This is a genomic window from Hymenobacter sp. 5516J-16 (assembly GCF_022919335.1).
Taxonomy (GTDB): domain Bacteria; phylum Bacteroidota; class Bacteroidia; order Cytophagales; family Hymenobacteraceae; genus Hymenobacter; species Hymenobacter sublimis.
In genome coordinates, this window is sequence record NZ_CP095058.1 from 4,150,916 (window position 1) to 4,174,877 (window position 23,962).

20 protein-coding genes and 3 pseudogenes are annotated in these 23,962 nt (G+C 58.7%); 7 read left to right on the forward strand and 16 right to left on the reverse strand.

The window, feature by feature from the left end:
- Positions 1-48: 48 nt before the first annotated feature.
- From MUN84_RS20565 to pseB, 3 genes and pseudogenes are all read right to left on the reverse strand, one after another.
- Positions 49-774, reverse strand: a complete 726-nt coding sequence (locus tag MUN84_RS20565; protein ID WP_244695792.1) for a cytidylyltransferase domain-containing protein — start codon at positions 772-774, stop codon at positions 49-51.
- A 41-nt stretch (positions 775-815) separates the two neighbouring features.
- The gene (gene pseC / locus MUN84_RS20570; RefSeq protein WP_262920725.1) at positions 816-1,994 is read right to left on the reverse strand and encodes a UDP-4-amino-4,6-dideoxy-N-acetyl-beta-L-altrosamine transaminase; all 1,179 of its coding nucleotides are present in this window, start codon (positions 1,992-1,994) and stop codon (positions 816-818) included.
- Positions 1,995-2,083: 89 nt separating this feature from the next.
- Positions 2,084-3,100: pseudogene (pseB, locus tag MUN84_RS20575) on the reverse strand (UDP-N-acetylglucosamine 4,6-dehydratase (inverting)).
- A 231-nt stretch (positions 3,101-3,331) separates the two neighbouring features.
- On the opposite strand from pseB, the gene MUN84_RS20580 reads away from it, so the two are divergent.
- Together MUN84_RS20580 and MUN84_RS20585 are read left to right on the forward strand one after the other, a co-directional pair.
- Positions 3,332-3,937 (forward strand): hypothetical protein, encoded by a 606-nt coding sequence (locus MUN84_RS20580; protein WP_244695794.1) that lies wholly within the window; start codon positions 3,332-3,334, stop codon positions 3,935-3,937.
- A complete protein-coding gene (locus MUN84_RS20585) occupies positions 3,883-5,190 on the forward strand; it encodes a hypothetical protein (protein ID WP_244695795.1) in 1,308 nt (435 codons plus the stop codon). The genes MUN84_RS20580 and MUN84_RS20585 overlap by 55 nt, the downstream gene beginning before the upstream one ends.
- Positions 5,191-5,237: 47 nt before the next feature.
- Here MUN84_RS20585 and MUN84_RS20590 read toward each other — a convergent pair whose 3' ends face one another.
- Both MUN84_RS20590 and MUN84_RS20595 read right to left on the reverse strand, forming a co-directional pair.
- A complete protein-coding gene (locus MUN84_RS20590; RefSeq protein ID WP_244695796.1) occupies positions 5,238-6,071 on the reverse strand; it encodes a glycosyltransferase in 834 nt (277 codons plus the stop codon).
- Positions 6,068-6,559 (reverse strand): hypothetical protein, encoded by a 492-nt coding sequence (locus tag MUN84_RS20595; RefSeq protein WP_244695797.1) that lies wholly within the window; start codon positions 6,557-6,559, stop codon positions 6,068-6,070. The genes MUN84_RS20590 and MUN84_RS20595 overlap by 4 nt, the downstream gene beginning before the upstream one ends.
- 105 nt (positions 6,560-6,664) lie before the next feature.
- On the opposite strand from MUN84_RS20595, the gene MUN84_RS20600 reads away from it, so the two are divergent.
- Both MUN84_RS20600 and ffh read left to right on the forward strand, forming a co-directional pair.
- Complete coding sequence (locus MUN84_RS20600) at positions 6,665-7,036, forward strand: hypothetical protein (RefSeq protein ID WP_244695798.1); 372 nt, start codon at positions 6,665-6,667, stop codon at positions 7,034-7,036.
- 44 nt (positions 7,037-7,080) lie between these two features.
- Complete coding sequence (gene ffh, locus MUN84_RS20605; RefSeq protein WP_188557493.1) at positions 7,081-8,430, forward strand: signal recognition particle protein; 1,350 nt, start codon at positions 7,081-7,083, stop codon at positions 8,428-8,430.
- 76 nt (positions 8,431-8,506) lie between these two features.
- Here the strand turns inward: ffh and MUN84_RS20610 are convergent, their stop codons facing one another.
- The 4 genes from MUN84_RS20610 to MUN84_RS24240 all read right to left on the reverse strand — a co-directional run bounded on the left by MUN84_RS20610 (position 8,507) and on the right by MUN84_RS24240 (position 13,530).
- Positions 8,507-11,341 (reverse strand): heparinase II/III family protein, encoded by a 2,835-nt coding sequence (locus MUN84_RS20610; protein WP_244695799.1) that lies wholly within the window; start codon positions 11,339-11,341, stop codon positions 8,507-8,509.
- A 320-nt stretch (positions 11,342-11,661) separates the two neighbouring features.
- Complete coding sequence (locus tag MUN84_RS20615; RefSeq protein WP_244695800.1) at positions 11,662-12,138, reverse strand: nucleoside deaminase; 477 nt, start codon at positions 12,136-12,138, stop codon at positions 11,662-11,664.
- A gap of 725 nt (positions 12,139-12,863) precedes the next feature.
- Positions 12,864-13,256 (reverse strand): hypothetical protein, encoded by a 393-nt coding sequence (locus MUN84_RS20620; protein WP_244695801.1) that lies wholly within the window; start codon positions 13,254-13,256, stop codon positions 12,864-12,866.
- Positions 13,249-13,530 (reverse strand): DUF2256 domain-containing protein, encoded by a 282-nt coding sequence (locus MUN84_RS24240; RefSeq protein WP_317239026.1) that lies wholly within the window; start codon positions 13,528-13,530, stop codon positions 13,249-13,251. Before MUN84_RS24240 ends, MUN84_RS20620 begins: the two co-directional genes overlap by 8 nt.
- Positions 13,531-13,624: 94 nt before the next feature.
- Between MUN84_RS24240 and MUN84_RS20630 the strand changes: the two genes are divergently transcribed.
- Positions 13,625-14,359 (forward strand): class I SAM-dependent methyltransferase, encoded by a 735-nt coding sequence (locus MUN84_RS20630; protein ID WP_244695802.1) that lies wholly within the window; start codon positions 13,625-13,627, stop codon positions 14,357-14,359.
- An 84-nt stretch (positions 14,360-14,443) separates the two neighbouring features.
- A complete protein-coding gene (locus MUN84_RS20635) occupies positions 14,444-14,896 on the forward strand; it encodes an acyl-CoA thioesterase (protein ID WP_244695803.1) in 453 nt (150 codons plus the stop codon).
- Positions 14,897-14,967: 71 nt separating this feature from the next.
- Here the strand turns inward: MUN84_RS20635 and MUN84_RS20640 are convergent, their stop codons facing one another.
- The 4 genes and pseudogenes from MUN84_RS20640 to MUN84_RS20655 form a co-directional block, all read right to left on the reverse strand.
- Positions 14,968-15,537, reverse strand: coding sequence for a DinB family protein (locus MUN84_RS20640; RefSeq protein WP_244695804.1), 570 nt, complete (start codon positions 15,535-15,537; stop codon positions 14,968-14,970).
- A 275-nt stretch (positions 15,538-15,812) separates the two neighbouring features.
- Positions 15,813-16,795, reverse strand: a pseudogene (locus tag MUN84_RS20645) (pyruvate dehydrogenase complex E1 component subunit beta).
- Positions 16,796-16,987: 192 nt separating this feature from the next.
- Positions 16,988-17,941: a bifunctional helix-turn-helix transcriptional regulator/GNAT family N-acetyltransferase gene (locus tag MUN84_RS20650; RefSeq protein WP_244695805.1), complete on the reverse strand. Its 954-nt coding sequence runs from the start codon at positions 17,939-17,941 to the stop codon at positions 16,988-16,990.
- A gap of 94 nt (positions 17,942-18,035) precedes the next feature.
- Positions 18,036-19,850 (reverse strand): tetratricopeptide repeat protein, encoded by a 1,815-nt coding sequence (locus MUN84_RS20655; protein ID WP_244695806.1) that lies wholly within the window; start codon positions 19,848-19,850, stop codon positions 18,036-18,038.
- Positions 19,851-20,014: 164 nt separating this feature from the next.
- On the opposite strand from MUN84_RS20655, the gene MUN84_RS20660 reads away from it, so the two are divergent.
- On the forward strand, positions 20,015-20,233 hold the full coding sequence (locus MUN84_RS20660; protein ID WP_188557508.1) for a PspC domain-containing protein: 219 nt from the start codon (positions 20,015-20,017) through the stop codon (positions 20,231-20,233).
- Positions 20,234-20,326: 93 nt separating this feature from the next.
- Here MUN84_RS20660 and MUN84_RS20665 read toward each other — a convergent pair whose 3' ends face one another.
- From MUN84_RS20665 to MUN84_RS20675, 3 genes and pseudogenes are all read right to left on the reverse strand, one after another.
- Positions 20,327-21,433, reverse strand: a complete 1,107-nt coding sequence (locus tag MUN84_RS20665; RefSeq protein ID WP_244699077.1) for a glycosyltransferase family 2 protein — start codon at positions 21,431-21,433, stop codon at positions 20,327-20,329.
- A 40-nt stretch (positions 21,434-21,473) separates the two neighbouring features.
- A pseudogene (locus MUN84_RS20670) lies at positions 21,474-21,808 on the reverse strand (YbaB/EbfC family nucleoid-associated protein).
- 115 nt (positions 21,809-21,923) lie between these two features.
- On the reverse strand, positions 21,924-23,864 hold the full coding sequence (locus tag MUN84_RS20675; protein ID WP_244695807.1) for a gliding motility-associated C-terminal domain-containing protein: 1,941 nt from the start codon (positions 23,862-23,864) through the stop codon (positions 21,924-21,926).
- Between the last annotated feature and the right edge of the window lie 98 nt (positions 23,865-23,962).

Sequence of the window (23,962 nt, forward strand, 5' to 3'; positions counted from 1 at the left end):
CCGCGAAGGTAGAAACTCACCCGAAGCTGGCGTGCGGGCAAGACCTAGTCAGACTTTCTTCTGCTCGATGTGGGCATTCAGCGCGACCAGCTCGGGGTGGGCGTCCAGCAAAGCAATCAGTTCATTTCCCGATAGTTCCGCCGCCCGGTAGTCCTCAATCAATGTTTTGATTAACACGAAATCATCGGGTGTGTCAACCGTGAGGCGGTAGGTGCTGCGGTCCTCAGGGCGGCGCACATGGCTAAACGTCACCCGGCCGGAGCGGTTCTGATGAATGTAGGGAGTCACGTGTTCCCGTTCGGCGGGCAGGGTAGCGGCTCGGAAGGCTTCCTCCAGTAGCTCCCTGGAAAAAATCTCGAAGTCAAACCCCCGCGGAAACGTGCGTTCCAGCACATTAGAGAGGTAAAGCCGCGGATTATTCGCCGCCCGATACTGCTCTACGGCTTGCCCAATCAACTGCCCATCTAGCAGCGGGCAGTCGGAGGTTACGCGCACAACAACGTCCAGATCGTGCTCCTGCGCGCACTGCAGGAAGCGGGCCAGCACGTCGTCTTCGGAGCCGCGGGTGCAGGGTAGGGCGTGCTGCTGAGCGTAGGCCGCCAGGGCATCATCAGTGGCATTGGCGGTAATGGCTAAGTAAAGCGGCTGCTGGCTCTGGCGCAGCCGCTCGACGTGGTAGTCCAGCAAGGGCCGGCCGGCGGCGTGGTGTAGCACCTTGCCCGGCAGGCGGGTGCTGGTCATGCGGGCCTGGGAGATAATGCCGACTTTGGTCAAGGGAGGAATAGGTGAAAGGTGAGACAGGGAAGGTTACGTCGCTACCCCACAAACTCCCGGATGCAGTCAAGTACATACAACTGCTCTTCATCGGTGAGGCTGGGAAACAGCGGGATGCTGAGGCAGTGGGCGTAATAGGTTTCGGCTAGGGGAAAGTCGCCGGGTTGCCAGCCGAACTGCTGGTAGTAGGGCATGGTGTGCACCGGGATATAATGGACCTGGGCGAAAATCTGGCGGGTGCGCAGGAAATCGTATAGCCCTTTGCGGTCGGCTACCTGAATAACGTAGAGGTGGTAGGCATGGCCGGCGGCGGGCAGCAGGGGCTGTACGCCGGGCATTTCGGCAAAAGCGGCATCGTAGCGGGCGGCCAGCGCGCGGCGGCGGGCCAGGCCTTCGTTGGCGCGGGTGAGCTGGCTGATGCCCAGGGCGCAGAGCATGTCGGGCAGGCGGTAGTTGTAGCCTAGTTCCTGCATTTCCATGTACCAGCCGCCCTCGTTGCGACTCATCTGCGCGGGCTCCTTCGTGATGCCGTGGGTGCGCAGGCGCAGCAGGTGCTCGTAGAGGTCGGGGCGGTTGGTGGTAATCATGCCGCCCTCGCCAGTAGCAATGTGCTTGACGGGGTGGAAGCTAAAAATGGCCAGGTCAGCAAATTGCCCGTTGCCGCAGCGCTGCTCCTGACCCTGGCTGTCCGTAAAAAAGCCGCCCGGCGCGTGGCAGGCATCCTCAATCATCCACAAGCCAAATTCCTCACAAAGCTGACGCGCTTCCTCCAGATTCACCGGCAGGCCCGCAAAATCAACCGGAATCAGGCCGTGGAAATGGCCCTTGGGGTGACTTTCCAACAGACGGCGCACGGCTTTCAAGTCAAGCAGAGCGGTAGCCGGGTCGATATCAGCAAAATGCACCTCACCGCCGCAGTAGCGCACGCAATTGGCCGAGGCCGAGAAGGTAATGGGGGTAGTAATCACGCGCTGGCCCGACTGCACGCCCAGGGCTAGGGCACACAGGTGCAGAGCCGCCGTGCCGTTGGCTACCGCTACCGCGTACTTCGCGCCCACGTAGGCGGCAAACTTCTCCTCAAACTCCGCCACTTTGGGGCCCTGGGTGAGGTAGTCGGAGTAGAGTGTTTCCGTGACGGCCTGCACGTCTTCGGGGGTGATTTGCTGGCGGCCGTAGGCAATGGGGCGGGTAGGAACGAAGGGGTAGCTGGCATAGTAGATTCAAAGGTAGCTGGTGCCAGAACAACTCGGAAAGCAAAAAAGGCCGCTCTCCTCAGAAAACGGCCTTCAGTTTTGCTAAAGCGACGATACTACACCGCAAATCCCGCGTCCACGTGCAGGCGGATTTCCTCCCGAATCTGCTCGGCGTCCATCCACTCGGTGTTGTTGCTGGAGTCGTAATGGAAGCCGGGCTCCACGCGGCGGCCCCCGAAGTGCTTGATGAAGTCGTCGACGTCCCAGCGCGGGTAAAGGGCAGGATAACGTAGTACTTATCCAGCTCCACGGTGCTCAGGGCGTCGGTTTCGGTAATCATTTCCTCGTGCAGCTTCTCGCCGGGCCGGATGCCCACAATTTCCTGGCGGCAGTCGGGACCAATGGCTTTGGCTACCTCCGTGATTTTGTAACTCGGAATCTTGGGCACAAAAATCTCCCCGCCCCAGCTGTGCTCCAGGGCATAAAGTACCAGGTCCACGCCTTCCTCCAGGGAGATGTTGAAGCGGGTCATGTCGGGGTGGGTGATGGGTAGTACGCCGGTGTGGCGGCGCTGCAGGAAAAACGGCACCACCGAGCCGCGGGAGCCGATTACGTTGCCGTAGCGTACTACCGAGAAACGCAAGTCGCGGGAGCCCTTCATGTTGTTAGCGGCCACAAACAGCTTGTCGGAGCAGAGCTTGGTGGCGCCGTAGAGGTTGATGGGCGCGGCGGCTTTGTCGGTGCTCAGGGCTACCACGTCCTTCACCCCGCAGTCCAGGGCGGCGTTAATCACATTTTCGGCCCGAAGATGTTGGTTTTGATACACTCCATCGGGTTGTACTCGGCGGCGGGCACTTGCTTGAGGGCCGCGGCGTGCACAATAATGTCGATGCCCTCGCAGGCCCGCTTCATGCGCTCCGCATCGCGCACGTCGCCAATGAAGTAGCGAATGGCCGGGTACTGCGAGTGGGGGAAAATCTGCGACATCTCGAACTGCTTCAGCTCGTCGCGGGAATACACCACCAGGCGCTTTACCTGGGGTATTTCTCGAACACCGTCTGCACGAACTGCTTACCGAACGAACCGGTGCCGCCGGTTACCAGAATGGATTTATGATTGAGGTCGAGGGCCATTGGAAGTAATGAGGTGAGAAGGAGCAGAGGTGAAACGTCACCTGAACCTGACCTCCGGGGTAAGGAGGGCAAAAGTAGACATTCCGCCCGGAGCTTGCGTACTTTTGTAGTTCGGACGGAAAGGGCGCTTCCTGTCCTGCTTGATCTGACGTCTGCGAAGTTGAAGCATCTCTCCCGCTTCGTTGCAGCAATAATTCACCGAAGCGGGAGAGATGCTTCATTTCGCTCAGCATGACGCCTCCTTCTCCTGCTTCTTCCCCCGTCTTACCCCACCCCGTAAAAGTTATCATCTGGGATTTGGATGATACCTTCTGGAAGGGCACGCTCTCGGAAGGCGCGGTAGAGGCGCTAGAGGAGAACGTACAGTTAGTGCGCGACACGGCCGCGCGCGGCATTGTGCACACCATTGTTTCCAAAAATGATTTTGCTCCCGCCGAGGCCAAGCTCGTGGAGCTCGGCATTCGCGAGCTGTTCGTGTTTCCGCAAATTAGCTGGCAGCCCAAGGGCCCCATTATTAAGCAGTTGCTGGAGCAGATGCAGCTACGCGCGCCCAACGCTCTGTTCCTGGACGATAACTCCATGAACCGGGCCGAGGCTCAGTACTACAACCCCGAATTGCAGGTAGCCGACCCCACCGACCTGCCCGCACTATCCCCCAGCTGCGGGCCACTGGCAAGCCCGACCCCACGTTTTCGCGTCTGGAGCAGTACAAGCTGCTGGAGCGCCAGCAACAGGCCCGCACCCAGTACAACGACAACCTGGCCTTCCTGCACGACGCACAAGTGCGCATCGAGTTTCGCGAGGGTGAGGCCATACTGCCCGATCTGGACCGGATAGAGGAGCTCATCAACCGCTCCAATCAGCTGAATTTCACCAAGCGTCGCGTCAGGAAAGAAGAGGTGCAGGCTAGTCTGGAAGATCCAGCCCGCCGCTGGGGCACCGTGCGCGTGCACGACCGATTCGGGGACTACGGGCTAGTAGGCGTCTATTGCCTCAATACCGAGACGGAGCAGTTGGAGCAACTCGTGTTTTCCTGCCGCATCCTGCATCTGGGCGTGGAGCAATTTACCTACGCCTACTTGGGCTTTCCGGCCCTGGAAGTGCAGGGCGAAGTAGCCACCCACCTGAATACCACGGAAAGTCCCGACTGGATTACCATAGTAGACCCTACTAATGCGCCGAAGGTAGCAGCCAGCTCGGGAGTAGATGTCACGGCGCCCGCCGAGGCTCGGCTGCGGGTGCTGCTCAAAGGAGGCTGCGACCTGGGCCAGCTGACGCCATTTCTGCAGGCTTTCGAGCTGGACGTGGTAGAGGAGTTCAACTACAATAATGAAAACCAGATTCCAGTGCATCTGGAGCATACGGCCCTGCTGCGGGCTGGGCGCGAGTGGCCGGCAGCGGAGCAGCAGCGCCTGGCCGCCGCGCTACCCTTCCTCGGCCGGGAATCCTTCGAAACCCAACTGTGGCAGGCCAGCTACGATGTGCTGGTGTACAGCCCCCTGATGGACTACACCCAGGAGCTGTACCGTGAAAAGGTCACCGGCCGCGCCATTCCCTTCGGCGGCTACCAGAACCTGACTGCGGTGGAGCCCGCGGCACAGGCTGCGAAGTACACGCAGCGCCGGTTTCAGGGTATGAGTGAGGATTTTTTGCGCCAATTTCAGCAGGAATTCGAGCTAGTAGGCCAGATTACGCCGGCTCAGTTCACCGAAAACCTGCAGTGGCTACGGGCCCAGGTGCCCGCGCAAGTGCCTATTTTCTTTCTTAACGGTGCTGAAATTGATGTGCCTAGCTCCAGTGAAACCGGAGCCGCTGAGCGCCACATCGTACTGAACCGGGCGCTGGCTGCGTTTGCCGCCGCTGCGCCTAACTGCTACGTACTAGACGTACGCGACTTCATCCGAACCCCCGCTGACGTAACCAACAACCTGCGCCACTACCACCGCCAGCACTACCGTACCCTGGCCCAGCGCCTCGCCACGGCCATTGGCGAGTGGCGCGGCCAGCACCTAGCCCATTCCTCCTGGACCGACCTGAAAGCCCGGGCCGCAAGCCTAGTGCCTGGCAAGCTGCGCGGGCTGTTTAAATAATACCATCATAGCAAGCAGCGCGACGTCATGATAGACCAGCGTACCCGCTATTTCGCGGCTACGACCTTAGCCAACTGCTCCGTTAGGGCCCGGCGGGAATAACGGGTGTAACCAGTGCCCGCAAGGTCGAGGTTGGGGTTGCGCTGCCACTGGGCGGCCAGGGTTTCCAGCCGCGCTAGCATGGCCGCGTAATCCGTGTAGGGCAGGGCCGGGCCCGCGCCGCATTCCTGGAGCAGAGTGTCGGCATCGGAGCCGCTGGGGCCCACGCACAGGATGGGCTTGCGCGCGGCCAGGTACTCGAAAACTTTGCCGGGTAAAATGCCCCGGTTATTCGCCACATCCGGAATAGCCATCAGCAGCACCGTACTGCGCAATAAATAGCCCACCGATTCATCGTGGGGCACAAACGGAATAAACTCTGTCTGTTCCCTGAGGCCCGCGGCCACCACCTGCTGCCGCAGTCCATTCGATACTTTGCCCACGAAGCGCAGGCGCAGCGGTACCTGGGGGTAGCGGCGGGCGCACTCGGCGCCAGCTGCCAGCAGCTGCTCAATGTGGTAGGTTTCCGAAATCGTGCCGGTATGGGTGATGAGCAGCGCATCCTGGGGTGGCGTGCTGGGCTGGCGGAAATCGGCCTCGTCGTAGCCATTGGGTAGCACCTGAATCTTTTCGGGCGCAATGCGGGCTGATTTATGCTGGAACAGGCGCTTGGTGCTGGGGCTGGTAACCAGCACGGCATCAGCCTGTTCCAGTACCTGCCGCTCGTAGCGAGCATCAAGCCAGCGGGCCGGGGGCAGGTGGTTGAGCTCCTTATAGTAGTAAATGTCGGTCCATGGGTCGCGCAGGTCGGCCAGCCAGCGCAGGCCGTAGCGGCGCCTCAACTCCAGGCCAATGAGTTGGGTAGAGTGCGGGGCGAGCTGGTCAGGACGGCGTCAAACTGCTCGCCGGCGGCCAGCAGGTCGGCTACGGTTTGGAGCACGTAGCGGTTCCAGCCCCGGCGGGCATCGGGAATGAACAGGTTGCCCCGCACAAATTTGAACAGCTGCTGCACGAGGCTGGTTTTGCTTTCGCCCACAAAGCCCCCGTAGGGCACCTGCTGGCGGCCCGTGAGCTTTTTGTAGCTGTCGAAGGGCTCAAACGTATCGGTCCGGATTACCCGCACCTGGGGCGGCACATCGGCGGCCAGCGAGTGGTCGAGGACGGGGTAGGCGCCCTGGCTGGCATCCACGGTAAGCACGGTGGGTTCTACCCCAAACTGGGGCAAATGCTTCACAAATTTGAGGCTGCGCTGCACGCCGGCCCCGCCTGAAGGCGGCCAGTAATACGTAATAACAAGCAGGCGAAGCGGACGAGCAGCGGACACGGGCACAGGTGAGGGTAGCAAGGAAGCCGCGAAGGTACGCACCTGCGGCCTTTCGGGGTTTTCTGGTTACTTTTGGAGGCTGAACCCGGTTTCTCTTTCGTACACTGCTCTATGGCTGCCGATTACACCGACCTACTGGCCCTCATGGGCGACGTCTTGCGCGCCGTGGACCGGCAGACCGAGGAAAATAAGCGCAATATCGATGACTTAGGCAACCGATTTGAAGCCATCTTCAACCGTTTCGCCGAGGCTACATCGGATGGTTTTTCCCGCATGGAAAAGAAGATTGACGGCGTCAAACAAGAGGTAGCTGGCGTGAAGCAGGAAGTAACTAGTGTCAAGGAAGAAGTGGCCGGGCTGCGCACCGATGTGCAGCAGATTGACCAGCGGCTGGCCCGGGTAGAAGCCAACCAAGCCACCCAGGCCGATATGCTGCACCGCTTGGAGGTACTTGAAAGCATTGTGCTCCGCAAGGCTTCCTAACTAAACTCAGCCCATCATTACATTAAAAATCAGCACATCAACCGATGTTCGATAATCTCAGTACCAAACTCGACCGGGCTTTTAAGACGCTTAAAGGCCAAGGTAGCATCACCGAAATCAACGTTGCCGCCACCGTAAAGGAAATCCGCCGCGCCCTCGTGGACGCCGACGTGAACTACAAGGTAGCCAAGGAGGTAACCGATAAAATCAAGGACGAGGCCATGGGCCGCGACGTGCTCATCAGCGTGTCGCCGGGTCAGTTGATGACCAAAATCGTCTATGATGAGCTGACCCAGCTCATGGGCGGCGAAAAGCAGGACATCGTCATTAAGGGCGAGCCGGCCGTGGTCCTGCTTTCGGGCCTGCAGGGCTCGGGTAAAACCACCTTCGCCGGTAAGCTGGCTAGCCACATCAAAAAGCAGGGCCGCAACGTGCTGCTGGTGGCCTGCGACGTGTACCGCCCCGCCGCCATCGACCAGCTGAAAGTGCTGGGTGAGCAGGTAGGTGTGGAAGTGTACTCGGAGCCGGAAAACAAGAATCCGGTGCAGATTTCGCAGAACGCCATCGAGTTTGCCCGCAAGAACAACAAGAAGGTCGTTATCATTGACACCGCCGGCCGCTTGGCCGTGGATGAGCAGATGATGGCCGAAATTGAGCAGGTGAAGCGGGCCATCAACCCGTCGGAAACCCTGTTCGTGGTGGACTCCATGACGGGTCAGGACGCCGTGAACACGGCCAAAACCTTCAACGACCGGCTGAACTTTGATGGGGTAGTGCTAACCAAGCTCGACGGTGACTCGCGCGGTGGCGCGGCTCTCTCGATTCGGGCCGTGGTGGAGAAACCCATCAAGTTCATTTCCACGGGCGAGAAGATGGAAGCCCTGGACCTGTTCTACCCCGACCGGATGGCTCAGCGCATCCTGGGCATGGGCGACGTGATTTCGCTGGTAGAGCGGGCCCAGCAGCAGTTCGACGAGGAAGAGGCCAAGCGCATCAACCAGAAGATTCGCAAAAACCAGTTCAACTTCGACGACTTCCTCTCCCAGCTAGAGCAGATTAAGAAGATGGGCAACCTAAAGGACCTGGTGGGCATGATTCCGGGCATGGGCAAGGCCCTGAAAGACGTGGAAATCGACGATGATGCCTTCAAGCCAATTGAGGCCATTATCAAGAGCATGACGCCGAAGGAGCGGGCCCAGCCCGAGCTGCTAAACGGCTCCCGTCGCCGCCGCTTGGCCAAAGGCTCGGGTACTGACATTCAGCAGGTTAACAACTTGATGAAGCAGTTCGAGGACATGCGCAAAGTGATGCGCACTATGAACAAGATGAGCCAGACCAAAGGTGGCATGCAGCAAATGGCCCGTATGATGGGCATGAAAGGCCCTATCCGCTAGCCAGTCAACTCCTTCGCAAACACTAGAAAGCCCCGAATACGTTGATATTCGGGCTTTCTAGTGTTTGTGCGAGGCTTTATTTCTCTACCAGCACTTTTACCGCAGGCGCAATTAGCTGCCCGGTGGTATTTAGCGCGCGCAGGTAGTAGAGCCCAGCTGGCAAGGCCTGCAGGTGTAGCTGCGTCTGGTGCTGAAATTGCTGCCGCACCACTACCCGGCCCTGGCTGTCCAGCAGGTGCAGGTGAACCAGTTGGCTGGGGTCAGGAAAGGAAACTGTGAGGACGTCGCGGGCGGGAACCGGCGCGGCGGTCAGGGTAGCAGCGGGCGTGGCGCCTGCTACCCGTACTACGGCCGAGTAGTGCGCGGTGCCATCCAGATCCTGCTGCTGGAGACGGTAGTGAACAGGTGTGGCGGGAGCCGCTTTATCGGTGTAGCGGTAGGTAGCGGCTTGGGTGCTAGTGCCCCGGCCCGTCACGAAAGCTACCAACTGAAACGTGCGGCCCGCATCGAGGCTGCGCTGAACGGCGAAGCCCTGGTTCTGCAGCTCCGTGGCGGTTTGCCAGCTCAGTTCCACGGCTGCCCCTTGGCGGCGGGCCCCGAAGAATGTTAGCTCTACCGGAAGCGGCCGGCTGGCAACCTGCACCTCAAAGCTGGAGGCCTGCGAAAACGTAATGACCAGCTGCCCGGTTGCGGCATTAAAGCTTGACGCAGTAACGCCAGGCCCGGTAACGGCGGCCCCAGAAGGCAGGCTGATGCGAAGCGTAGTAGCCCCGCTCACGTAGCCCGCGAATGACCTGGTAGCGGTTTGCTGCCAACTCATCGTGACCCGACGCGTGGATTGCAACAACAGGTGCGACCCGTAGCGCAATTGCGTCCCCTGATCCAGGAAGGCCTGAACCGGCATATCCACATCATCAACCGAAAGAAAGGTCAGCAGCGCATCAGAACTGATGGTCTGGGTCAGCCCCGAATTAGTAGTCAGCACCGTATCGGACTGGGTGAAGGCGGCATCCCGAAAACCATCGGTGGTAGTAGTTAGCGCGGCGGTAGCGGCCGTGCTAGTGGTCGTAATGTGGGCGGGAGTGGCGGCAGCAGTGCCAGGGTAGAGGGCCGCTAGAAACTGCGTCTGGGCCGCCCCACTTTGATCAACCAGCAGTGTGGTGTGGTTTTCGGGGGTGTTGTACACCAGCTCGTGCACGCCAGTAGCCGTGCGGTAAGTTGCGGCGGGGCTAGGCGTGGCAATGTGGGCCTGCAGGCGAGCCCCGTTTTTCTCCCAGCTGCCTTCGTGCTGAGCTAGGCTGCTCTGAAAGGTGCCGGTTTGGGCCGTGCCGCCGGCCAGCCCGTAGCCGTGCAACTGCCAGGTGTAGCGGCGCGGTGCGGCGGATTGCACAAAATCAGCCAATAGGTAATAGCGGTTCCGAATAAACAGCACCTTGCGGGTAACGGTAGCGTTCTGGTAAGTAGTCCGAGCTTCCCCAAAAGCCAGACCCGCCGCCGCGAAGGCCCGCGGCAAGGAGGTGCTAGCTTCGTTGGCTGCCCCAGCAGTACCCATCGCCGGACCGGCCCCGTCAATCAGCACTAGGTTGTGGTTGGCGGCTTGGCCAACCTCTGCCCGGCGGTTAAAGCTTAGATAACCGGCATCGAGGGCCAGCAGCTGGCCCTGAGCGTGCAGAATAAAGCTGGTGGCGTCGGCTTGGTTGTGGCCTCCGGAGTTCGTTTGCACGGCTCCACTTTTACCGTACAGGTGCAGGTAGGTAGCGGCAGAATCGGGGCCGGCCTGCAGCACGAGGTTGCCGCTGTGGGGCAGGTGGGTGAGGGTAGGGCGGGAGCGTGGAGTTGGGGTAATTTGGGCGGCTAGGTAGGCGGCGCGCATATCCACGGTTACATCGCGCAGCTGGGCCGTAAGGGAATTGAGTTGCCCGGGCGCCAGGTGTTGCAGATGCAGGGGCACTACGTAGCGGCTCTTACCCGTGAGGGCCAGTTCTGGCATTCCCATATCCACGTACGAATCCTCAAGGGCCGGAAAAAGACCGTCTGGCATCAGAATGGCCGTTATCCACTCGTAAAGCTGGTCGTAGCGCGGGTCGAAATACGGGTTGCGGATGCTGCGTGTGGTGCCGTTGTAAGTGCAGGAGAAGTTAGCATCCGGGGCAAAGTTGCCAAGGGCCCGAAAGAAGGGTAAGCAGTTCAAAAAGGCATATTTGAAATAATACGGCCCTTCCGCGTACCCCGCTAGGGTTGCCGGGTCTGATTGACGCTGAGCATCTTCCCAAAGCACATTATCAATGTGAAAAAGGCCTGCGTTAATCCAGTTAACGGGCTGTTGATTAATGTCGAGGCTGGTAGCGTCGTTAAGCACCACAGCCGCCATGCCCAGCGCGGCGGCTGTCATCAGAGTGTGGTTGTTCTTTACTTGCCGGTAAAAATACACTCCCAGAAAAGCTCGGTTCGACTCCCGGTACAGGTTGCCGGCAAATTGCTGAAGTTTGGCTTTGCTGACCAGCAACTGTGATTCTGGCACTCCCGTGCCGCGCAGCAAGTCGTAGGCAATGAGGTAATCAATTAGCTCCTTGGAGCGCCATTGCCACTCCGTGTACGTAGTGCCGGAAAAGCTGGCAAATGCTTCCACGGCGGGGTTAAGGCTTTCTAGTGCAGCAACCACTTGCTGCTGATATGCCGTGCGCTCTGAGGTAAGTAAGGCCGTTAGGGTACCAGCGTCAGGCTTGCGGTCCATGAGCAGCACAAAGGCAGCATTCTTGGCGAAAGTGGCCCGGGCTCGTCGCCCATCCGCTGAGCTATTCTCACTGCCTAGACCCGCCGCAAGGCTGCCGTACACGCTTTCGTAGAGCGTCAGATTAGCCGGTTGCGCTATAAACTCCTGCCCCGCTGGAATAGCTGCCGCGGTGAGCAAGGTCCGGGGAAAGGTTGAGGTAGCTCCTGCGGGGTTCCAGCTACCGGTTTGCGCGTGAGCCGAGAAGATAAAAAAATAGAGAAAATGAAGTGCTAGTAAAAGTTTTCGTCTCAAAACTTATTATTGATTTAGTGCTAATTTTAGATCTGACTTCATAGGAAATTGGAGTTGTAATAGCTAAGCCACCAAAAGAGTTTCATCCTATTCTGAAATAAAGTTAGTTGATCAGAAGCCGTATAAACAGCGAGTCCATCCTATTCCGAAAATAGGATGGACTCACCCGCGTTGGGAAATAGCGGAACTTCGCGTATAAATAAAGTTTAATACTCGGTTTTGCCTTCGTGTTGCTCCCAGGCCCGGAAGCCAGCGCCAGCTTCCTCACGGAGTAATTCTACCATTGGGATATGGCGAGCAGACAAAGGCTTTTCCAATTCCTCATATATAAATTGGTCATCGAAGCCTATAGCGGCCGCATCCTGCTTTGTATTGCCGTAGAACACGCGACGGGGCCGGGCCCAGTAAATAGCTCCCAAACACATAGGGCACGGCTCGCAGCTGGTGTATAGGTCGCACTCATCGAGCTGAAAAGTGCCCAAGGCCGTGCATGCTTTCCGAATGGCGTCTACTTCGGCGTGGCAGGTAGGGTCGTGGGTGCTGGTAACCTGGTTAAAGCCCCGGGCAATAATCTGACCGTCCTTAACCACTACGGCGCCAAAAGGTCCGCCGTAGCCGGCCTGCATTTTTTCAATTGACAGGCGAATTGCTTCGCGCATAAAGTCGGGGTTGGGCGCTTCCATAGAACGGGCTTCAAAGGATGAGGAAAACTGACTTACCGGTTAGCCCGGTCAAAAACTGCGCAAAATACAGCTTGTGGAATTCTTCACCACCTAAATGCCACGGAATAGAGGATGCAAGCGAGCCTTTGTTGCCTGCTAGTTTACTCCTATGCAAGTGCATTAAATTTTCGGCTACCCATGCAACCCCGACCCCAGTTGCCCGACTCTGTATCGTGTAGACACATAAATACTATTCCTCACTCAGAATAGCTGTTGCGGCAAAAGAGAAATCTGGCCCGGAATTTGATATTCTGAGAAATGAAAGAATAGTTTTTTAGGTGTTTTGGTTGTGGAAAAGGGGGCGGCTGTTGGTCGCCCTTTTTTTATACGCTTGAATAATAAGTTTATATGATTCTATAACCTGTTATCTGCCGTTACTCTGTACCACATCTTGCTGCTTTAACTTAGGAGGGCATGAGTACAGGTACCTCATGGTTGCAAGCAGTAGCCTCGGGGTGAGTCCGGCCGTAGGCTTGAGTTTCTAATTAGATAATACCTCTGATTTTGGCGCTGGTGCTTGCTGGTTTTGTTTGCGAAAGAGGCAGTCTAGGGCGGCTTATTATCTTGACCGGCAACAAAGTGCGTTAGCCTTGCAAACCGCTTGTTCAAGGTTAGGCCTTACAAAAACTACCCTGAGAAGTAGCCTTCCCAGGGTAGGTGATTACGTTGCGAAAAGTTGGAAACGGTTACACGACAACGCGCAAATCGTATTCAGGGGTAGCATCCGTAGCGTTTATTGCAGGGGTAGAGAAGGCGCCTACTCGGCTAGGGCCATAGCCTAGGTTAATTTTTACCCACTCATCCCGGACCGGCAGCAAGGCAATAACTTCTTGGCGTAGCTGCTGAAGCTCTTCGCGTAAGTGCTGGAGTTTCAGCTGAATTTGCTCAAGGGGCTGGGCAGCACTACCGCTAGCAGCTGGCTGAGGTGATGTATGGGAAGCGGCGTCTGCTGGCTGATGGGTGGTGGCCACGGCCTCCACTTCGGCCCGTTGAAATTCTTTTTCGGCTTGTATATAGGCCTGAACTTTATCGGCCAAAGGTTGCAGGGCAGGATCTAGGTAGTCGAGGTTGCTAGCCATAGCAGGGGAGAACTGAGAGGTTAAGTTGGGCTTCAGAACGCAGGATGCCGCTGAAAAGATGCGCCCGCCGCGGCCACCGTTCTTCCCCTGGCGGGCTACGTGGGGTAGTAGCCGTAGCGGGGCGGTTCCGCTGACACTTCTCCCCGCAGTATTTTACCTCGTCCCAGCAGGCGCGCCACTTTTTGCGGTACTCGAAGGGCCTGCCGCAGGTAGCGCAAATCTTGGTGGGTAGGTTGCCCTTTGTCAGGCGTTTAGGCAGGTTGGAGGCAGGCATGGAGGAGCTGAAATACCACCCAGCTAACGGCATTGCGCGGCACAAGTTTAAGGCCACCGCTGCTAGGCCCTATCAGGGGCCTTATCTTTGCCGCATGTCACAATCTGCTTCTACTGCCCCCGATGCCCTGGGCCACGCCCTGCTAGCCTACCAGCGCGGCCACCTGAGCGCCACCTTGGCCGTCCATAGTTCCGTGGCCGACGAGGAAGTGCTGCCCGCGGCCTACTTTTTTCGCTCCCTGTGGGAAATGCCCGAAATGGAACGGACGGCTCTGGAAGAATGCCGCGGCCGCATCCTCGATCTGGGCGCCGGGGCCGGGTGCCATGCCCTGGAGTTGCAGCAGCGGGGCTTTGCGGTGAAAGCCGTGGATATCTCGCCCGGCGCGGTGCAGGTGATGCAGGAGCGGGGGCTGCGCGAAGTGGCCTGCCACGATATTTTTGACGCGGTCCTGACCCAGGGAGAGAAGTTTGATACGCTACTGATGCTAATGAATGGTATCGGGCTGACGGGCACCTTAGAGGGGCTGGAGCGCTTTCTGCAGCATGCCAAGGGCCTGCTGGCCCCTGGCGGTCAGATCTTGGCTACCTCCTCCGACATCAGCTACCTCTATGAGGACGAGGATGGGGCTCTGGTGTTCGACTTGAACGGTCCGTACTATGGGGAGGTAGAATACACCATGCAGTATGCCACGGAAACCGGCGCGAGCTTCCCCTGGATTTTCGCCGATCCAGCTCTGCTACAGGATTACGCCGAAGCGGCAGGCTATGAGGTTGAGTTTCTGGAAGAAGATGACCAGCAACAATACCTGGTGCGCCTCACGCTGCGCTAGGCCCACTAGTTGGGTTGCTACCTAGTAGGCTTGCCTACTAATTTGCCCCCCGACGGCTTACCTTTCCGCCAACGAACCTAATTTATGTCCGCTTCCTTCGAAAGAACCTATACCGTACGCTGGGCCGATATGGACCCCAACGGCCACATGCGTCATTCCGCCTACGCCGACTACGCCGCCCAGCACCGCATTGAATACCTGGCTGAGCACGGCTTCACGCTCATGCGCTTTGCCCAGCTTGGCCTCGGCCCGATCTTATTTCGCGAGGACACGCGCTTTCTTAAGGAGTTGCACATCAACGAAGCTCTGCGCGTGACGGGAGAACTATCGGGTCTGAGCGAGGACGGCAGCCGCTGGAACATCCTGCACACCTTATTCAAGGCCGATGGCCGGCCCGCCGCCACGGTAGCCGTTGAGGGTGCTTGGCTGGATCTGCGGGCGCGTAAGCTGCTAGTGCCACCCCCCGAAATTACCGACCTCATGCGCCAGCTACCCCGCCACGAGTCGTACGCCGATATTGTGCGCAAGGCCAAATAGGCCGTTAAATAGACTTTGGGTCCAGTGCCGCCCGGCGCTTCCCGCCCACTAATGCCGCTACTGTGCGCGCATTACGTGGTGGAAAGCGCCGGGTTTGTTTTGTTAAGCGCAACGGCCTTTGTGATGCGTTCTACCTGTTTCTGGTGGTGCAACACGTGGTCGAGCATAAAGTCCAGGGTTTGGTAAATGGTGAGCATGCCCGAGCGGGGGTGCTTGAAAATGGCGCGGTCGAGCAGATTGCTCGGGTACTCATTGAGCAGGCGCTCCAAGCGGCGGCGTACCGCTTCCCACTCGGCCTGCAACTCAGACAGGGGCGGAATCTCCGCGGGCGTGAGCTTGGCCAGCGCCGCTGGGGCTTTAAAGCGCGTAAAAGGCAGCCGCAGCAGCACCCGCAGCAGCCGCGACTTCAGGAACGAGGCGAATCCCGCCTTGTGCAAGCCCTCTGCCTGCAGCAGCTTTTTTTCCATGTACTGCCCAATGCCTGTTTCCGCAACCACCAGGTGCTGGACTACCTGCACGGCAGACCATTGCCCGGGGCCAGGCGCTTGTCGGGCCTTGTCACCGAGGGCTTCCACGGAGTGAAATAACTGGGTAGTAGCTCGTTCAAGCTGTTCAAACCGAAGGTGTAGGCGGTGGTTCATGTCGGGATGGAAAGACGCGTAGCTGTGAGCAAAAGGTACGTAAAATCTGCCTGTCCAGCTTAGTTGAGAACCCCGCACAGGCACTTCCCCTAAGCCAACCCACCCCGCAAGGTACCGGATAGCTTAAACAGCAAAGCAGTTGCTCTGGTCCTGCTCAAACGCCAAACCTGAGTTTGCTGATGGCTAGAATAGCTACTAAAAAGGCCCCGCACCATACCGGGCGGGGCCTTTTGCTACTGCATTGAGCGGAACAATACCGCCAGATGCCAGCTGTGTTACTTGTTCACGTACAGCACTTCCTTCACGGCCTTTACGGTGCGCTCCACGTTGGGCAAAGCGGCCTCAATGAGGGTTGGAGCGTAGGGCAGGGGCACGTCCATGTTGGTGATGCGCAGCACGGGGGCGTCGAGGTAATCAAAGGCGCGGCGCTGCACCATGTACGACAGCTCCGAGCTGATGCTGGCCAGGGGCCAGGCTTCTTCCACCACCACCATGCGGTTGGTTTTCTTCACCGACTCGATGAGGGTATCATAGTCAATCGGGCGCACCGAGCGCAGGTCGATAACCTCAGCGCTGATGCCTTCCTTGGCCAACTCGTCGGCGGCAGCCAGGGCTACCTTCATCATCTTGCCAAAGCTCACGATGGTCACGTTTTCGCCGGGGCGCACCACGTTGGCTTTGCCAATCGGAATCAGGTACTCTTCTTCGGGTACCTCGCCCTTGTCGCCGTACATCAGCTCCGATTCCATGAAGATAACCGGGTCGGCGTCGCGGATGGCGCTTTTCAGCAGGCCTTTGGCGTCGTAAGGGGTAGAGGGCACTACCACTTTCAGGCCGGGAGTATTGGCGTACCAGTTCTCGAAGTTCTGGGAGTGCTGCGAGGACAGCATACCGGCGTTGCCGGTAGGGCCACGGAACACGATGGGCAGGAGTACTGCCCGCCCGACATGGAGTAGATTTTGGCGGCCGAGTTAATCACCTGGTCAATTGCTACCAACGAGAAGTTGAAGGTCATGAACTCGATGATGGGCAGCAGGCCGTTGGCCGCTGCACCCACCCCGATACCAGCGAAACCAAGCTCGGCAATGGGCGTGTCAATCACGCGCTCCGGGCCGAATTCGTCGAGCATGCCCTGGCTTACTTTGTAGGCGCCGTTGTACTCGGCAACTTCTTCGCCCATCAGAAACACGCGCGGGTCGCGGCGCATTTCCTCAGACATGGCTTCACGCAGGGCTTCCCGGAATTGGATGGTCCGCATAATCGGTAGGAAAGTCAAAAAGGTCTGTTCAGAAACAAAAGCCGGCGCAAATCCGGCCCGTAAAGCTACAACGACTAGCCGGGACGGGCAAACGGTGAAATTGTGAAGTGGTGAAATAGTGCGTTTGAGGTGCCAGTGGGAAGTAGACGCTTTGCTACCCTCCAGCGGCATTTCAAGCTCCTGCCTGGGAGCTTAAGGAAACAGGGGCAGTTCCATTTGAATATTGCACCGCTCATAGGGCGAAGGCGGGCCGGAAACCGTTTTGCGAAAACCCAGCTTGTGGTACAGGCTCAGGGCCGGACCCAGCTTGGTATTACTTTCCAGATACAGACGCTGAGCTCCCAGGCTGCGGGCCTTGGCAATGGCCGCCTCGCCCAGCCGCCACCCAATGCCAAGCCCCTGCGCCGCGGGTGATACGGCCATTTTCGCCAGTTCATAGGTGGTGTTGTCCATGGGAATTAGAGCGCAAGTACCTACCATTTGCCCCCCGTAGGCAGCCAGCAGAATGTGGCCGCCGCGCTGAATAATGTACTCATCAGGGTGGTCGAGGGCTTTGAGGTCGGCTGCTTCGAGGCGGAAATACCGCTCAATCCACTCCGCGTTCAGCTGCTTGAAATCGGGTTGATATTGCGGCGCATAGTCTATAATCTGTACTTCAGCGGCCACACGCTGGTCGCGAATAGCTTTTACCCGACTAGCCAAGCTCTGGCGCGACAACGCGTACTCCATTTCCCCAATGGCCAGCCACAGGTTGTGCCGGGTTTCGTGCAGTAGGGCCTCTGTGGCCTGGCGTACATCGGCTGTTTGTTGCTGCAACGTGGGCCACAAGGCTGCTCCCTTCTCCGTGAGGCTAACCACGCTACGGCGCAAGTCCGCTTCACCGCGCTGCACCCTAACCAGATCCTGCTTAACCAGCTCTTTAACCACCTGGCTGACAGCCGCGTGCGTTTGCCCAATCAGTTCTGCTATTTCACCCACGTGCCGCTCCGGTTGGGTTGCTACTGCATACAATACCGGAAACCAACGCGGCTCCACTGGCACGTGGTACAAGGAATACACCTCGGCAGCCTGCCCAGTCATCTGCTCACTAAGGCGCCGAAGCCGACTGCCCAGGGCAGCGGGTCCTAACTGCTCAAAGAAATCCATGTGTCAGTATATTACGTTTACGTAAGTGCTTACAAGTATAAATATTTTCTTTCAATGCACTCGTGTAGCAGATTTAAAGACTAATAAGTAGCGCTTACCGCAAGGCCTCCAGAAACTGCTTGCCCTTGGCGAAATCCCGAAACTCCAGGTCCTCAACGGCGCGGTTGGCATAGGCGCGGTCTAGCTGTACGGCGCGACGCAGGTGCATGGCCATGGCCGACTCATTCTGCTGGCGTGCGGCCACTACGGCTAGGCAATAGTATAGCAATGGGTCCTGGGGCCGCAGGGCAATGGCTTCGGCGTAAATGTTGGCCGCGCCTTGGTAGTTGCCCTTCAGCACGTAGATGAGGGCCCGGTTCATGATGGTTTGGTAGGTTTTGGAGCTGTAGCTCAAGCTGCGCAGGGCATCGTCGAGCTGGCCAACTTCAATTTCCAGGGCCGCCTTGTCCGAGAATATCTTGCTCAGCACCGGGCGTGGTCCGCCTAGCTTAATGGCGTAGTCGTAATTCTGCAGGGCTTCGAGCTTGTCGCCGGCACGGTGGTAGGCGCTGCCCACGCGGTAGAACAGCTCGGCGGTGGGGTTGCGGTGGGCAGCCAGGGTGAAGTTCACGGCGGCCCGGCGCTGGTAGGCTTTCTGCACCTTGGGGTTCACCTCCTTCTCGGAACGCTGCAGCAGCACTACGGCCAGGTTATGGTAGGCCTGCCAGAGGCCCGTAGTAGCCACGGAAGTCTCGTAAATGCGCTGCTTTTCGGCCAGCAGGGGCGTGAGGGTAGCGGAGTAACGCAGTTCCTCGGGCGTAAGGGCGTCGGCCTCGGTCTGCTTTTCCACAATCTTTTTGGACAGCAGATAGATTTCCGAGTCGTAGCGCTTGGGAGCGGTGTAGCGCACGGCAATGGTGCCAAAGCGCATCACCGGGTAGATGTACTGCTCGATGTAATCATAGAACGTGAGCTGATGCAGGCTCTTTTCCTTGGTGGCGTAGGAGCCGGGCGTATCGTTAATCAGCAGTAGCACCGAATCAACCTGCGCTGGCTTCAGGGCCGACTGCTGCACCTTGTTCAGGAACAGGTCCCAGCGGCGGTGGTAGGCTTCCGTCTCGAAGTCGATGTTACTGACCTTGTTGAGGTAGGAATCGGTATCGACGCGCTTTTTGTAGTAGTTGAGCAGCACCCGTACCCGCTTGTCGGCTAGGCGCGCATCGTGGCGGTCCAGGGAGTCGGGCGAGTGGCCGGCCACAATCATCACCTTGTCGGTGTGCTGGTTGGCCTCAATAAAATCTTCTAGAGCGGCTACGTTGGTGCCCAGGTAATTGCGAATTTCGGCCTTGCCCGCGTCAAAGAAAAAGGGCAGCACCCGGGTGCCGCTCATGTTGTTATCGACCGTTTCGGGTAGCAGGGTAATGGCCGTGTCCTGGCGCACAACTAGGCGGCTGGTGGTCACGATGCCGCGGGCCAGCGTCAGCTGTTTGCCTTTCACGCGTTTGCCGTTGGGTTTGGTTTCGCGGGCATCGGGTAGGGCCAGCAGCTCGCCGGGGCTTTTCTGGGGCGAATACGGAAAAGAGAACTGCTTGCGAATAACCAGCTTATTCTTTTGCTCCTCGTCGTAGAGGTACTCGCCCGAAATAAAGGTGAGCCGCCCAACGGTGTCCTCGCGCAGGCCGTTGTTGTAGCGGTAGCTCAGGCCCAGGTTGTAGGCCGCGCCCTTGCGTAAGTGGCTGGCGGGCACCTTGGCCGTCACCTCGAACAGCACGTTTTCGCCGTTGCTTTCCAGCACCGTGGGCTGCACCGTAATTTCCTGCCCGGCCTGGGCGTTTTTCAGCACCTTCGATAGGGGAGAGCAGGCCGGTAGTAGGCCGCCAGTAATTAGTAGCGCCGCTGCCGGCAGAGTACGCAACAACAAAATTCTCATGAGCAGAAGGCAGGGGTAGCGCGAAATTCAGACAACAAACGGAAAAAGGCTGCCGACCGACGTATCTTGCGGGAGCTTTCCTGCGTAAGTGCTTGACACAGGCCGCAAATCATTGTATTTTGAAAGCAGGTTAGCCACCGCGGGCAACTGAAACAGCAGGAGTTATGAAACGACTAACCGACTTTATTGAGAAGCAGAGCTTCGGCGTCTGCGACGTCATCGGCAAGCGGGTTGGTTTTTCCACCAGCAGCGTTCGGCTTTCCTTTGTGTACGCATCATTTTTTACGTTTGGCTCGCCCATCGTACTGTACTTCGCTTTGGCTTTTTGGATGAACGTGCGCCGGGCCATGCGCCGGCAGCGCAGCACCGTCTGGGACTTGTAGCCTGCCGCAGCCTCCGATTTACTGAACTTCTTGAAAAGCCCGCGCCGCTTCACCGCAGCCGCGGGCTTTTTTGGTAGCCTATAGGGCTGCAACTCAGGTTAGCTGTTGCGGATTTAACTCCGAAAACCGCTGCTTGCCCTGCCCGAAATACGACCAGACCAGGCTACCCTGGTATACGCCCCTACGCTCAGTGGAGCGCAAGCGCGGCGGAAACCTCTGCCGCTGGGCACGCCAGTAGGGAAGCTGCCGCACGAAATGCCAGTGGGCCCGCAGAATAGCCTGAAAATCAGCAGTGGCACCTTGCAGCAACAGGCGCGCAGCAGCTACCCAATCTAAGGCTACTCGACTGATCATGACGCCGGGCAGCTCAGCCGAGTGGGTGTTTTTGTAGACTAAAGCCAGTCCGTTGCGAAAGTTGAGGTAGGTTTTGCGCGGGTTGGACTTGTGCAGCGTGCCGCCGCCCACGTGAAACACGGTGGCTCCGCCGTGGTACCATACCTCATGGCCCGCATTCTGCAGGCGCCAGCACAAATCAATTTCCTCCATGTGGGCGAAGAAAGTTGGCTCCAGTCCGCCCAATTCGTGCCAGGCAGCGGCCCGTACCAGCATGCAGGCCCCAGTAGCCCAGGCCACCGGCCGCGGGTCGTCGTATTGGCCAGTATCGGTTTCCAACGTGTCGAAGAGGCGGCCGCGGCAAAAGGGGTAGCCAAGCTGATCGAGGTAGCCGCCTCCGGCCCCGGCGTATTCAAACTGCTGGCGCTGCTCCGGCACCTGGCTGTACTGCCGTATTTTGGGCTGACAGGCGGCAACGCGCGGGTTGTGTTCCAGCACTTCCCGCTGGGGCCGGAGCCAACCGGGCGTTACCTCCACATCGGAGTTAAGCAGCACGTAGTAGCGGAAGCCGGAAGCTGCCACGCCGCTCTGACCTAGTTCCGGCCCGACCCCGGCAAGTGCGCTAGGGAATACCATGCAATTCTGCTCCCGCACCATGTCCAAGGCCATATTATAGCCTTGACAAAACCCCAGGTTGTCGGGCAACTGCAGTAGCCGCACCTGCGGAAACTCCTGGGCCAGCAAAGCCACCGAATCATCAGTGGAAGCATTGTCGGCTACAAATACGGTAGCACCATCGGAGTGCATCAACACAGAAGGCAGGAACCTTCTCAGAAAGTCCCTGCCGTTCCAGTTAAGGATAACCACTGCTACGTCGAGGCAGCTGTCCGTACTTGTTGTTGGCGGATTAGAGGCCAAAGCCGCCGAGGTCGAGGCCCGGAATGTTAGGAATCAGGCCAGCCGTGGAGTTTTTCATTTCTTCCTTGGCCTTCTCGCTGGCTTCCTCCATCACCTTGTTCACGGCTGCTACCACTAGGTCGGCCAGCATGTCACGGTCCTGGGGTTGCAGCAGGCTTTCATCAATTTCCAGCTTAAGCAGGCGGCGCTGGCCGTTGGCCGTGGCCCGCACCAGCCCACCCCCGATTCGGCCGTGGCCGTAACGTGCTGCAGGTTGTCCTGGGCTTGCTTCATCTTGTCCTGAAGCTCTTTCATCTTGCCCATCATGCCCATCATATCAAACATCGGCGCGTTGTAGTTAAAGTGAGAAATAGGCGCGAAACAGCGTACGCGGCGCGCAAAGGTAGGCGCCAGCTCTCATACGGCGGCGCCAAGCCGGTGGCTACGTCGGTCTGGGTAACTAGCGTAGAATGGAGACTGTGCCGCTTTGGGCGCTCCGCTTGCCGGTTTGGTCCGTGGATTCAAAGCGCCACACGTAGGTGCCCGGCGCGGGTGGGGCCGAGCCGATGCGGCCGTCCCAGGTTTGGGTCCGGGAGGTGGCCTGGAACACCTGCTGGCCGTTGCGGTCCACTACCGTAAACCGAAAATTGTCGAGGTAGCGTCCTTTCAGCTCCAGCACATCATTCAGGCCGTCGCCGTTGGGCGTGAAGGCGGTGGGCACAAACACCTTCACTGCCCGGGCTACCGACGCAACATTAGAATAGCTCGGGACCAGCAGCTGGCCGCCACCCGTGGCCTCAATGCGGTAGCGCACTACCTGCTGATCCTGGGGCGGTTGCAAATCCAGATACGTCAGTCCGGCGGCTACGGAGCGGGAACTCAGTACGGCATTCGTGGGCGAGAGAGTGAGCACCCGGTAGCTGACCGGAGCCGTGGGGTCGGGCCCGCGCAGGGCCGTCCAGGTGAGACGAATGGTGCTGCCATCGTCGGTAGCGGGCGTGGCCTCTAGCAGCACCGGACACACCGCTGGGCTTTCGGCGGAGCGGTTACCGCAGGCATCCAGAAACCGCACGGAGTAGCACACCGGGGTAGTAAGCGCCGGGCTGACCAGCGAATCGGTGACCGTGCGGGCCGCCGTGACGCGCAGCTCGGAGCCGTTACGCAGATAGGTGAGCTGGCTGTTAGGCGGGCTGCGCACCAGCAAGGCGCTCAGCTCTACCTGGTTGCGCAGGTTAAACGTAGCGGCCAAGCGGGGCGGTGTGGGAGCCAGGCCGGCAGTAGTGGTCAGGGCTACCTCATCGGAAACCGAGGTAGTGCTGCCCAGGGTTTGGCTGAGCCGGTAGCGGTAGGTAGTACCGCAGGAAGCCGTTGTATCCTCGTACTGGCTAGAGCCGGCCGGCAACGTAATTCGGATGGTATTCGGGCCGTCAGTGCGGGTTAGGGCGTAGCTGCCGTTGCCCTGATTTGTCCAGCGCAGTATGTTGCGGCCGTTCTGGGAAGTACCCGTTAAACTCACGGAGCATACCTCCAGGGAAGGCGTACTGGCCACAGAAGGCTGACAAGCATCCTGAAGCAAAAGTCGGTAGCAGCCCGGTAGAGGCGCATTGTTCAGGGTAAACGAGGTAGCGCTGCTGGGCACGGTAGCTACCGTGCGGTAGCCACCGGCGGCTGCGGCATCGGCTACTTGCAGGCGGTACTGGTACTCGGCTTGCAGGCCCGTAAACTGAAATTGCACGGCTCCGCCCTGCACGGTCAGGGAAGTTAAGGTAGGCCGCTGAGGGGTAGGCAGGGGCGTAAAAGTTTGCGGGTTAGTACCCGCGCACAGGCTCGCAATGGCGTACTGGCCAATGACTTTCACTTGGTTGGCGCCGTTGGTGGGGTAAGTAGCCGGAGTGTTGCGCGCAGCAGCCACCGGGGCTCCGTTGCCGACCTGCACAAAATACTGGTCGTAGGTAGCGTCCGTAACGGTGACTTCCACGAACCCCGGGGCGCAGGTCGTCAGCGTGAACGTGGGAGCCGGAGTAGATTTAACCTCGAAATTGCGCGAAAAGATGATGCCTTGACTACCCCCTTGCGGGCCCTGGGTGTTTTGGGTGATGACGAGCACGCCCGCAGCCGTGGGTGTAAACGAAGTGGCCGTATCCCGGAAGCCACTGCAGGTAATAGCCGAGCCGCGCTGGTAATAAATCTGGGCCGGATCTAGGTTTTTGCCGCTGCAGTCCCGCAGCCGTACCGGACGACCTACGCACAGGTAAAAGGGCATTTCCTGGCCCGTAGCGGCATCGTAGGCCTTGAAACAGGCGCCCGAATTGGGTGTGGGCGCGCATTGGGCTAGGGCGCCAGTGTGCGCCCACAGGCTGCCTAACCCCAGCATCAGCAGAAAGACAAGTAGTTTTTTCACTATCCCCATAACGAAGCAGCCGCGTAGTTGCGTCTACGCGCCAAGCGAAAGTAACAGGTTTCAGCTGGGAGCAAGCTGACTTGCTGGCTTTAGCCGGT